Origin of the sequence: Sphaerisporangium sp. NPDC088356 (assembly GCF_040685555.1) — a bacterium.
Classification (GTDB): Bacteria; Actinomycetota; Actinomycetes; order Streptosporangiales; family Streptosporangiaceae; genus Sphaerisporangium.
Genome location: NZ_JBFBIK010000038.1, coordinates 50,118 through 62,440 on the forward strand (window position 1 = coordinate 50,118; position 12,323 = coordinate 62,440).

Here is a 12,323-nt window from a genome sequence, read left to right on the forward strand (position 1 = left end):
CGGCCGCCGAACACCCGGCGGCGAGTCCACGCGGCGCCGCACCCGGGAGCGTCCGGTGGCGGTGAGCATCGCGGCGCTCGGCGTCGCGGGCGTGGCCGGCGGGTTGCTGGCCGCGGCCGTCGCGCTCCCGGCGGTCGGCGGCGCGGGCATCCTCACGCGGAGCGCCGCGCACGACTTCTTCGAGGTGCCCGCCATGCTGCGCGAGGCCCCGCTGCCCGAGCGCACCCGGCTGCTCGACAAGGACGGCAAGCAGTTCGCCCAGTTCTACGTCCAGAACCGGCAGTCGGTCGACATCAGCAAGATCGCGCCCATCATGCTCAAGGCGATGGTCGCCATCGAGGACTCGCGGTTCTACGAGCACGCGGGCCTCGACCTCAAGGGCACCCTGCGGGCCATCATCGCCAACACCAAGGCGGGCAGCATCCGGCAGGGCGGGTCCTCGCTGACGCAGCAGCTGGTGAAGAACATCCTGCTGCAGAACGCCCACTCGGAGAACGAGCGGGACATGGCCCGCGCCCCCAGCATCCGCAGGAAGCTCCAGGAACTGCGGTACGCCATGGGGCTGGAGAAGAAGTACACCAAGGACCAGATCCTCGTGCGGTACCTCAACATCGCCTACTTCGGCGGGGGCGCGTTCGGCGTGCAGGCCGCGGCGCAGCGGTTCTTCGGCACCTCCGCCGCCGCGCTGACCCCGGCCCAGGCCGCCACCCTGGCGGGGGCCGTGCGCACGCCGTACTTCACCGACCCGACGCTCGGCGAGGTGCACCAGAGGCGGCTGCTGGAACGCCGTGACCTCGTGCTCGACCGCATGGCGCAGCTCGGGATGATCCCGCAGGTGAGGGCCGACGCGGCGAAGGCCGCACCGCTGGCCCTGAACCTGCGGCCCGAGCCCGGCGGGTGCTCGGAGAGCGAGTTCCCGTTCTTCTGCCTGTACGTGCAGAAGGAGATCGCGACCAACCGCGCCTTCGGGCAGACCCGGGCCGAGCGCGAGCGCCGCCTGTACCGCGACGGCCTGGTGATCAGGACCACCCTCGACCGCACCGCGCAGCGCGCCGCCGAGAAGGCCATCTCCGCGCACGTGCACGCCAAGGACAACGACGTGGCCGCCGAGGCGATGGTGGAGCCGGGCACGGGACGGATCCGCGCCCTGGCCGCGAGCAAGCAGTACGGGATCAACCCCGGCGACAGGAACGACGGCCCCAAGACCACCTACAACCTGCCCGCCGACACCGCGCACGGCGGCGGGCAGGGGTTCCAGGCGGGGTCGACGTTCAAGGCGTTCACGCTGGCCACGGCCCTGGCGAAGGGCTGGCGGTTCGACCAGGGCTTCGACACCCCCGGCAGCTTCGTCCCCTCCTCTGGGTACAAGAACTGCCAGGGGAAGAAGGTCAACGACCCCGACTCGGTGGTCCACAACGCCGGCGGCGAGGGGAAAGGCGGCCCGCACAGCCTGTCCACCGGCACGTGGCAGTCGGTCAACATCTTCTACATGATGCTGGAGCGCGATGTAGGGCTGTGTGACGTGGTGCGCACGGCCAGGTCGCTGGGCATCGTCAGGGCGGACGGCAAGCCGCTCAAGGAGGTGCCGACCTTCACCCTCGGGGTGAACGAGATGGACCCGGTGACGGTGGCGGCCGCCTTCGCGGCGTTCGGCGCCCGTGGCCGCTACTGCCGCCCAATGGCCATCCTGGAGATCTCCGAGCGGCGCGGCAGGCGCACGGCGATCTCGCCCAGCTGCACGGACGCCATCGAGCAGGAGGTCGCCGACGCCGTCAACCACATCCTGTCCGGGGTCTTCACCAGGGGCACGATGAAGGGGCAGAGCATCGGCAGGCCCGCCGCGGGCAAGACGGGCACCAACAACGGCTACACCTCGGCCTGGTTCGCCGGCTACACCCCGGACCTGGCCGCGGCCGTCAGCGTCGGCGACATCAGGGGCGCCTACAAGTACCCGCTGACCGATGTGGAGATCGGCGGCCAGTCCTACGGCGGCGTCCAGGGGGCCTCCCTGCCCGGGCCCATCTGGGTCGAGTCGATGGACGCGGCGCTGCGCTACATCCCGGCGACCTCGTTCACGGCGCCCGACATGGGGCGGTTCGGGGGCGGCTCGACTCCGGGGCTGAAGCCCGAGGACCAGCTCCTCGACCCCCGGCTGGAGGCCGGAGAGGAGGGCGAGGGGCGGGAACGCCGGCTCCGCCGCCATTCGCGCCGGTCCGCCGACGAGGACGGGTGGGACCCCTTCTGGATCAGGCCGGAGGAGGACCCGTGGGCCCCGCGGCGCCGGGTGAGGGAGTACCGGGAGCCCTGGCCGGGGGGCGTTGAGGAACGATGGGCGCCGGACCGGCCCGCACGAAGCCGGGAGGCCTGGTGACCTCACCCCCCACAGGGGATGTCAGGCTCCGACGCAGGCGGGGCCGAGGAGCTGCTTGAGGTCGCCCATGAGGGCGGGCGACGGCGTCACCCTGAGCCGGTCGTCGAGGCGCATGACGGTGGTCTTCGGGCCGTTGTGCAGCTGGAGATGGACCTCGGTCTTGCCCCGGTGGGTGCTCAGCACCTCCTTCAGGCGGCCGATCACCGGGGGCGTGCACCGCGTCAGCGCGAGGCTGACCACCAGCGGGCCGCCCGACTCCACCGACAGGTCGGGCGCGGTCACCTCCATCGCGACGATCTTGGCGACGTCCTCACGCTTGTCCAGCCGGCCCTTGACGAAGACGATGGCGTCCTCGGCGAGCACGGTGGCGCAGAGCTGGTAGGCCGACGGGAAGATCATGACCTCGATGGCGCCTTCGAGGTCCTCCAGGGTGGTCAGCACCCAGGTGTCGCCCTTCTTGGTGACCTTGCGCTGCAGGCCGGTGAGGATGCCGCCGACCGTGACGACCTGACCGTCAGGGCGCTCCTCGGCCTGCAAGGCGGCGATCGAGCAGTCGGCGCCGCCCGAGAGGATGTGCTCGACCCCGAACAGCGGGTGGTCGGAGACGTACAGGCCGAGCATCTCGCGCTCGAAGACCAGCAGGGTCGACTTGTCCCACTCGCCGGGCGGGATCTGCACGTCGAAGGTCTGGTCCTCGGCGCCGTCGATCGCCCCGAACAGCGAGTCCTGGCCGATGGCCTCGTTCTTCTTGATGTCGATGATCGCGTCGACGGCCTGCTCGTGCACCATGACCAGGCCCTTGCGGACGTGGCCCATCGAGTCGAAGGCGCCGGCCTTGATCAGCGACTCGATGACCCGCTTGTTGCAGACGATCGCGGGCACCTTGCGCAGGAAGTCCTTGAAGTCGGTGAAGCGGCTCTTCTCCTTGCGCGCGGAGATGATGCCGTCGACCACGTTGCCGCCGACATTGCGGATGGCCGACAGGCCGAACCGGATGTCCGTGTCGCGCGGGGTGAAGTCGAAGTCGGAGTCGTTGACATCCGGCGGGAGGACCTTGATGCCCATGCGGCGGCACTCGTTGAGGTAGAGGGCCGACTTGTCCTTGTCGTCCTTGACCGAGGTCAGCAGCGCGGCCATGTACTCGGCGGGGTAGTTGGCCTTGAGGTAGGCGGTCCAGTAGGACACCAGGCCGTAGGCGGCGCTGTGGGCCTTGTTGAAGGCGTAGTCGGAGAACGGGAGAAGGATGTCCCAGAGCGTCTTGATCGCGACGTCGGAGTAGCCGTTGTCCTTCATGCCCTGCTCGAAGGACTCGAACTGCTTGTCCAGCTCGGCCTTCTTCTTCTTGCCCATCGCGCGGCGCAGAAGGTCCGCTTTGCCGAGCGAGAACCCGGCGACCTTCTGCGCGATGGCCATGACCTGCTCCTGGTACACGATCAGGCCGTGGGTGGTGCCGAGGATCTCCTCCAGCGACTCCTTGAACTCCGGGTGGATCGGGGTGATCTCCTGCTGGCCGTTCTTCCGCAGCGCGTAGTTGGTGTGGGAGTTCGCGCCCATGGGCCCCGGGCGGTAGAGCGCGCCGACGGCGGAGATGTCCTCGAAGTTGTCGGGCTTCATCAGCCGCAGCAGCGACCGCATGCCGCCGCCGTCCAGCTGGAACACGCCCAGGGTGTCGCCCCGGCCGAGGAGCTCGTAGGTCTTCGGGTCGTCCAGCGGCAGGTCCAGCAGGTCGATCAGGTTGCCGGTGTTGGCCTGGATCATCTTCAGGCAGTCGTCGATGATCGTCAGGTTGCGCAGGCCCAGGAAGTCCATCTTGAGCAGGCCGAGCGTCTCGCAGGTCGGGTAGTCGAACTGCGTGATGATCGCGCCGTCGGAGTCGCGGCGCATGATCGGGATGTAGTCGGTCAGCACGTCCGCCGACATGATGACGCCCGCGGCGTGCACGCCGGTCTGGCGGATCAGGCCCTCCAGGCCCTTGCCGAGGTCCATCGCCGCCTTGACGTCGACGTCCTCCTCGTACAGCTTGCGCAGCTCGCCCGCCTCGCCGAAACGCGGGTGCTCCTTGTCGAAGATGCCGGAGAGCGGGATGTCCTTGCCCATCACCGCGGGCGGGAAGGCCTTGGACACCTTGTCGCCGAGGGCGTAGGGATAGCCGAGGACGCGCGCGGCGTCCTTGATGGCGGCCTTCGCCTTGATGGTGCCGAAGGTGGCGATCATGGCGACCTTGTCGGCGCCGTACTTCTCTGTGACGTACCTGATGACGTCGGCCCGGCGACGTTCGTCGAAGTCGATGTCGACGTCGGGCATGGAGACGCGGTCGGGGTTGAGGAACCGCTCGAAGATCAGGCCGTGCGGCAGGGGGTCGAGGTCGGTGATGCCCAGCGCGTACGCGGCGAGCGAGCCCGCCGCCGAGCCACGGCCGGGACCCACCCGGATGCCGTTGTTCTTGGCCCACATGATGAAGTCGGCGACCACGAGGAAGTAGGACGGGAACCCCATCTGGAGGATGACGCCCATCTCGAAGTCGATCTGGCGCTGGTGCTCCTCGTCGATGCCCTCGGGGAACCGGCGCGCCATGCCCCGGGCGATCTCCTTGCGGAACCAGCCCTCCTCGGTCTCCCCCTCGGGCAGCGGGAAGGTCGGCATGAGGTTCTTGAAACCGAACATGCCGCTCGGGTCGACCTTCTCGGCGACCAGCAGCGTGTTGCGGCAGCCCTCGGCCCACAGGTCGGAGGAGTCGACCGCCCGCATCTCGTCGGCGTTCTTGATGTAGTAGCCGCTGCCGTCGAAGCGGAACCGGTCGGGGTCGGCGAGCTGCTTGCCGGTCTGGATGCACAGGAGCGCGTCGTGGGAGGTCGAGTCGGACTCGTAGGTGTAGTGCGAGTCGTTGGTGACCAGCGGCGGGATGCCGAGCTCCGCCGAGATGCGGGTGAGGCCCTCGCGGACCCGGCGCTCGATGTCGAGCCCGTGGTCCATGATCTCGAGGTAGTAGTTCTCCTTGCCGAACAGATCCTGGAACCGGGCCGCCGCCGCGAGCGCCTCGTCGTACTGCCCGAGGCGCAGGCGCGTCTGCACCTCGCCCGACGGGCAGCCGGTGGTGGCCATCAGACCCTCGGAGTGCTCGGCGAGCAGCTCGGCGTCCATGCGGGCCCACTTGCGGACGAAGCCCTCGGTGTAGGCGCGCGAGGAGAGCTTCATCAGGTTGCTCAGGCCCTTGGCGTTCTTCGCCCAGATGGTCATGTGGGTGTAGTAGCCACCCGCCGACACGTCGTCGCGCTTCTGGTGCGGCTCGCCCCACAGCACCGGCTTCTTCTGGTGGCGGGACGCCGGGGCGACATAGGCCTCGATGCCGATGATCGGCTTGATGCCGGCCCCGGTGGCCTGCCGGTAGAAGTCGTAGGCGCCGTGCATGTTGCCGTGGTCGGTGATCGCGATGGCGGGCATCCCGAGATCGCCGACCTGTTTGAACATCTGCTTCAACCGCGCCGCACCGTCGAGCATGGAGTACTCGGTGTGAACGTGCAGATGCACAAACGAATCAGCCATGCGGGCCGTCCCTCTCCCCTAAATCCGGTGCGGCGGATGAGAGCCTACGCCGTGCCGGCACCCTCTCGCGGCACACCCGGCCCACCGGTCTCAATCGTGATCCGGGCTCCGGCCGGCGAGCGCCTGGTCGCGCCGCGCGCCCTCCTGCGCCGGTTCCCGCCCATCGTCGCGCGTGTCGCCCCTGAGCTCTTCGGCGAGGTGCAGGCCGCTTTCGATGACGGCGTTCATGATGGGCGCGAGCCGCGCCTCCCCGAGAAGGGGCGCCCGGCGGGCCATCGCGGCGACCAGGCGGCGCTCGCGTTCCATGTCCCGCCCGGCGAACCCGCCGACGGGCTTGAGCCTCTGCACGGTGCCCGCCAGGGCCGCCCTGCGCTCCAGCAGCACCGCGAGCGCCGCGTCGACGCGGTCGATGGCGCCCCGCGCCGCCTCCAGTGTCGCGGGGGCCTCCTGGCGTACGAGCGCGCCGATCACGGTCACGGCCTCGCGCGCGGCCGCGACGGTCTGCGGGGAGGCGTCCGGGGCCAGCCACAGGCCGTCGGCTCCCGCGGCCACCGCCGCGCCCGCCAGCCCCGCGTCCTCGCCGGGCGCCGCGAGCACCGGGCGTCCCGACCTCGGCCTCGCGGCCCGCAGGAGTGCCAGGTCGGCCGGATCCCTGCGGCCCCCCTCGCAAAGGATCACGCCCTGGTCGCCCTCGGCCGCGCAGTGGTCCGCGAGGTCCAGCCAGTCCTCCAGGGAGGTCTCCGGGCCCCGCCACAGGACGACCGGAAGGCCGAGCCTCGCCGCCGCCCGTACGAGCGGCAGGTCGTGCGTCCCGGCCACCACCCCGTCGGCGTGCTCCGCGATCGCGGGAAGGTCACCGGCCGAGGCCGGCTCGACCAGCAGCGGCCCTTCCCACCCGGCTCTCGCCTCGGTGATCGCGCCGGCTCCATGGCCCTGCCCGTCCGTGGTCGCCTCATGATCGCCGCGCAGGCTCAGCCACCGCACGCCGGCTTCCGTCCCGGGATCGGCCACGCCCACCACGACGACCGCAGGGCCGTCCCCCACGGTGACGCTCCCGATCCGTACCGTGTGCGTGCCCGGCTGGCCGGTGGATGACATGTCGGCTCCCTCTGTGGGCGCCGGCCGCGACGGCCGCGAGCCGGCGGGGGTCTGGAACGACGAAAAGGCAGAGACGCCCTCGTCTCCGCCCTCTGCCGGCTCCGGTTGGCCGCTAGATCATGTGACGGCGACCGGCCCTCCCGCAACCGGGCCGGATGAACATGAAACAGCAAGTCATGGCACTGAGGTTATCAGGCGGGCGCCACCTGGTGGACGCCGGATCTCAGATACCGGGACGGCATGCCCGAGGCCGCGTTTGCACGTGCGCACCTCTGTGGGACGATTCATTCGCCTGGAAGGGGGTAGCGGCGGGTGATGTCGGAAGCACGGCCGGGTGGACCGCAGCAGGGGCGCCGCGTGGCCAACCGCTACCAGCTACTGGAGGCGATAGGCCGCGGTGGCATGGGCATCGTGTGGCGCGCCCACGATGAGCTGCTCGATCGCGCCGTCGCCGTCAAGGAAGTCCGTTATCCCGGTGACCCGCAGGACGACGAGGTGGCCGAGCTCAACCGCCGCACCTTGCGCGAGGCGCGGGCGGCGGGGCGGCTGTCGCACCCGAACGTCGTCGTGGTGCACGACGTCATCGAGGAGAACGGCCGCCCGTGGATCGTCATGCAGCTGGTCGACTCCCGGTCCCTCGGGCAGGTGATGCGCGACGACGGGCCGATGCCGATGCGCATGGCGGCCGAGATCGGGCTCCAGATCCTGGAGGCGCTGCGCCACGCCCACGCCGCCGGGGTGCTGCACCGCGACGTCAAGCCGGAGAACGTGCTCCTCACCGATGACGGCCGGGTGGTGCTGACCGACTTCGGCATCGCCCGCATGGAGACCGACACGACGATGACCCGCACCGGGCTCGTCGGCACGCCCGCGTTCATCGCCCCCGAACGGCTCCGGGGACAATCCGCCCAGCGCGAGTCCGACCTGTGGTCGCTCGGCGCCACGCTGTACGCCGCCGTCGAGGGCCGGCCGCCGCACGACAAGGGCATGGCGATGGCGACCATGCACGCCGTGCTCAACGACGAGCCCGAGCCCGCCCTGCGCGCCGGGCGCCTCGGCGCCGTCCTGACGGGCCTGCTGGAGAAGAACCCCTCCGAGCGACTGACCGCCGACCAGGCCGAACGCATGCTGCGGAGCATCGCCGAGGACCGTTCCTCGGCCCCCATGACCAGCCAGCGCACGCTGCCGGCGACCCCGCTCCCCATGCCCGCGACCAGCCCTCCGCGCAAGCAGCCGAAGGAGCCGAGGCAGCCCCGCGAGAGCGCCCGGCCGAATCAGCGGCCCGAGGCTCCCCGGCCGGGCGCGGCGGACGCGCCGGCGGCGGAGGTCCCCGCGCCCAGGACCCCGTACGGTCGCGGCGAGGCCGACGGGCGGCCCCCGGCCCCCGCGGACGCACGCGAGCGGGCCGAGGCACTGGGGCAGATGCAGTCGCTCAAGCAGGCCCCGGCCGCCAAGCAGCCTCCGGCGTCCACGGAGACGCCCGAGCCGAAGGGGGCTCCCGCATTCGAGGAGACTCCCGCGTCCAAGCGGGCGGAGCCGCGCCGCGACGCCGCGACGCCGGGCGCGGGCGCCCCGCCGTCCGGCACGCCCGCCGAGCCGGATGAGCCCCGCGAGCTCGCCGGGGCCGCCGGGCAGGGCCTGGCCCGCGAGCAGGGCGCCGGCCAGGAACAGGACGCCGTCCACGCGCAGGAGGCCGTCGATCGGCTTGAGGCCCCCGCCGAGGAGGTCCACGAGGCCGAGGAGGCCGCGTCCCTGGCTCGGGCGACCCCCGCCTCCGAGAAGCCCTCCGCGCCCGTACAGCCCGTGAAGCCGCCGGCGTCCGCGCGGCCGGTGGAGCCGGCCGAGGAGCGTGCCCGGCCGTCCGCCGCGTCCGTGGCGGCCCCCGACCCGTACGAGGCGCACCGGCCGACGCGGATCCCGAGGCAGCCGAGAAGCGGCGAGGCGGAGACGCGACCGGAGACGCGGAAGCGGCCCTACGCCCCGTCCGCGGCGTCGGACGGCCCCGGCGCCTTCACTGCGGAGTCGACCTCGGTGGGGCCCGCCGCCACCTCGGTGGAGCCGGCGCTGATCCCCATGTCGCCCGGCGACGACGAGGGCGGCGACTCCGGACGCCGCCGGGTGCCCATGCCGCGCATCGTGCTGCTGGCCGTTCCCGTGGTCGTGGTCGTGGCGGGCATCGCCCTGTGGCTGGGCGTGCGGAATGCCGACACGCCCTCCGGCGGCGCGTCGGCGACCGGCGGGCACGCCTCGACGCCGGCGACGGCTCCTTCCGGCACCGGCGGCTCGGCGGCGCCGTCCTCGGGCGCCTCCCCCGCGCCGTCGGCCTCCTCTTCCCCTTCGCCGACCGAGACGGCGAAGCCGTCGTCCAGCCCCAAGCCGACCGCCATTGGCCCCGGGGACGTCCCGAAGGGCTGGCACGACTACAAGCACTCCAGCGGGTTCTCCCTCGCGCTGCCGAAGGGATGGCGCGTGGACGGGAGGGGCAACGGCGAGGTCCGCTTCCGCGGGGACACGCACACCTACCTGGAGGTCCACCACACCTCCACCCCGGAGTCGGACGCCCTGAAAGTCTGGCGGCGCGACGTGCCGGGCATGAGCCGGAACTTCCCCGGCTACAACCTGGTCGCCATCAGAGAGGTCAAGGACTACTGGAAGACCGCTGCCGACTGGGAGTTCACCTTCGGCGACGGCCGGTTCCGGTCGCGCGTGATCGACCGCGGCTTCGTCACCGACAAGAACAACGGCTACGCGCTGCTCTTCAAGACCCAGGACGAAGACTGGAAGAAGAAGAAAAAGCTCTTCGACACCCTCGCCGCGACCTTCAAGCCCGCCAAGTAAAGGTCACGCTCCAGTCAAGCCCCGGCTATGGGACGATGCGGGAACGGGCGAAGGAGGGGCGGGGCGACGTGACCGCGGAGACGCAGCGCCGGGTCGCCGGCAGGTATCACCTGCTGGAGGCGATCGGCCGTGGCGGTATGGGCGTGGTCTGGCTGGCCCACGACGAGCTTCTCGACCGGCCGGTCGCGGTCAAGGAGGTGCTCTACCGCGCGATCAGCGAGGACGACCGCGTGGCCTTCAACCGCCGCACCATCCGCGAGGCGCGAGCTGCCGGGCGCCTCGACCATCCCTCGGTGGTCGTCGTCCACGACGTCATCGAGGAGGACGGCCGTCCCTGGATCGTCATGCAGCTGGTCCGGTCCCGTTCCCTGGGCGAGGTCCTGCGCACGGGCGGTCCCCTTGATCCCCGCTCGGTCGCCGACATCGGCACCCAGATCCTCGGCGCGCTCCGCGCGGCGCACGCCGCCGGGGTCCTCCACCGTGACGTGAAGCCCGAGAACGTCCTGCTGACCGACGACGGCCGGGTGGTGCTGACCGACTTCGGCATCGCCACGATGCCCGAGGAGACGGCTCTCACCACGACCGGCAGCCTCTCGGGCACCCCGGCGTTCATGCCGCCCGAGCGGCTGCGCGGCCATCCTGCCATCCCGCAGTCCGACCTGTGGTCCCTCGGCGCGACGCTGTACGCCGCCGTGGAGGGCCGGCCGCCCTTCGACAAGGGCGCGGCCGTGCCCACGATGGCGGCCGTGCTCAACGAGCAGCCCGAGCCCACGCGGCTCGCCGGGCCGCTCGGCCCCGTGATCCAGGGGCTGCTGCGCAAGGAGCCCGAAGACCGCATCACCGCCGCCGACGCGGCCGAGGCGTTACGCCGGGTGGCGGCCGGGCCCCCGGGGCGGGCGCGGCGCCGTCGCTCGCCGGGGTCCCGGCCGGCGCTGGTCGTGGGCCTGCCGCTGCTGCTCCTGGCCGTGATCGCCGTGGCAGGCTGGTACGGCTACCACGAGCTCGCGGGCACCGCCGCCGGGCCCTCCACGCCGATCTCGTCTCCCACGGTCACCTCGTCGGCCGCCGTGCCGACGAGCTCCCCGCCCTCCCCGCCCCCCTCGCGCACCCCCGTCCCCGCGCTTCCGGGTGGCTGGGGCACCCACATCGACCCCCTGGGCTTCTCCCTGGCCCTGCCGGACGACTGGGCGTCGTACAACCGGAAGCAGGCCCGCGTGTGGTTCCGGCCTCCCGGCTCGCGCAGCTACCTGCTGGTCGACCTGACGGCCTGGACCGACGGCGATCCGCTCACCGCCCTGCGTGACGTCGAGAAGCAGGCCCTGGCCAAGGGCAACCTCCCCGGCTACGAGCTGCTGGCCCTGCGGTCCATGACCTTCAAGGGGCGGCCGGCCGCCGACTGGGAGTTCAGCTGGAAGCAGGGGGCCGCCCGTTTCCACGTCTTCGACCGGCTGTTCACCACGGCGGACGGGCGGCAGGTCGCGATCTATCTGCACACCGTCCAGGACGACTGGGAAGAAGAATCTGCCTATTTCGATAGGTTTGCGAAGAGTTTCCGCCCATCCTGAATATGGGCGCATGTGACCCGACAATTGGGGTAGCTGGCCTCACATGCCGGATTCCTCCCAGGTCACAGACCGAGTCGTGGCAGACCGTTACCGTCTGCTTGAACTGATCGGCCGAGGTGGGATGGGCACCGTCTGGCGGGCCCATGACGAGATACTCGGCCGCGAGATCGCCGTCAAGGAGCTGATCGCGCCTCCGGAGCTCACCGGCCCAGAACGCGAGATCTTCTCATTGCGTACCTTCCGGGAGGCACGCGCCGCGGGACGGGTGAGCCACCCCGGTGTCGCCACCGTCTACGACGTGTTCGAGGAGAGCGGGCACCCGTGGATCGTGATGCAGCTCGTGCCGTCCGAGACGCTGGGCGCCGTGGTCCGCGACCAGGGACCGCTTCCGCCCGCCCGCGTCGCGGAGATCGGCCTGCAGGTGCTCGCGGCTCTGCGCGCGGCCCATCAGGCCGGAGTGCTGCACCGGGACGTCAAGCCCGACAACGTCCTGCTCGCCCACGAGAGCGGCCGGGCCGTGCTCACCGACTTCGGCATCGCCACCCTGGACGACGACTCCCCCGTCACCCGTACGGGCACGCTCATCGGCACCCCGGCGTTCATCGCGCCGGAGCGGGCCGCAGGCGGCCAGGCGTCGCGGGCCTCGGACCTGTGGTCGCTCGGCGTGACGCTGTACGTCGCGGCGGAGGGGCGCTCGCCGTTCCAGCGGGGCAACCCGCTCGCGACGCTGGGCGCGGTCATGCACGACCCGCCCGCGCCACTGCGCCTGGCGGGGCCGATGGGCCCCGTCCTCATGGGCCTGCTCCGCAAGGACCCGGCCGAGCGGCTCACGGCCTCGGAGGCGGAGGGCTACCTGCGCATGGTGGCGACGGGCAGCCGTACAGATCGCCAATAACACGAAATATGGC

At 71.4% G+C, this 12,323-nt stretch carries 6 protein-coding genes; 4 read left to right on the top strand and 2 right to left on the bottom strand.

The window, feature by feature from the left end:
* Window positions 1-55: 55 nt before the first annotated feature.
* Window positions 56-2,371, top strand: coding sequence for a transglycosylase domain-containing protein (locus AB0O34_RS16760; protein WP_363916293.1), 2,316 nt, complete (start codon window positions 56-58; stop codon window positions 2,369-2,371).
* A gap of 21 nt (window positions 2,372-2,392) precedes the next feature.
* Here AB0O34_RS16760 and dnaE read toward each other — a convergent pair whose 3' ends face one another.
* Entirely contained in the window at window positions 2,393-5,914 is a 3,522-nt protein-coding gene (dnaE, locus tag AB0O34_RS16765; RefSeq protein WP_363916294.1) for a DNA polymerase III subunit alpha, read from the bottom strand.
* A gap of 90 nt (window positions 5,915-6,004) precedes the next feature.
* Complete coding sequence (locus AB0O34_RS16770; RefSeq protein WP_363916295.1) at window positions 6,005-7,012, bottom strand: chorismate mutase; 1,008 nt, start codon at window positions 7,010-7,012, stop codon at window positions 6,005-6,007.
* Between the two features lie 357 nt (window positions 7,013-7,369).
* On the opposite strand from AB0O34_RS16770, the gene AB0O34_RS16775 reads away from it, so the two are divergent.
* The 3 genes from AB0O34_RS16775 to AB0O34_RS16785 all read left to right on the top strand — a co-directional run bounded on the left by AB0O34_RS16775 (window position 7,370) and on the right by AB0O34_RS16785 (window position 12,310).
* Complete coding sequence (locus AB0O34_RS16775) at window positions 7,370-9,850, top strand: protein kinase (protein WP_363916296.1); 2,481 nt, start codon at window positions 7,370-7,372, stop codon at window positions 9,848-9,850.
* A 68-nt stretch (window positions 9,851-9,918) separates the two neighbouring features.
* Window positions 9,919-11,415 carry a serine/threonine-protein kinase gene (locus AB0O34_RS16780; RefSeq protein ID WP_363916297.1) on the top strand — a complete coding sequence of 499 codons (1,497 nt, stop codon included), beginning with the start codon at window positions 9,919-9,921 and terminating at the stop codon, window positions 11,413-11,415.
* A 43-nt stretch (window positions 11,416-11,458) separates the two neighbouring features.
* Window positions 11,459-12,310 carry a serine/threonine-protein kinase gene (locus AB0O34_RS16785; protein ID WP_363916298.1) on the top strand — a complete coding sequence of 284 codons (852 nt, stop codon included), beginning with the start codon at window positions 11,459-11,461 and terminating at the stop codon, window positions 12,308-12,310.
* The last annotated feature ends 13 nt before the right edge of the window (window positions 12,311-12,323 follow it).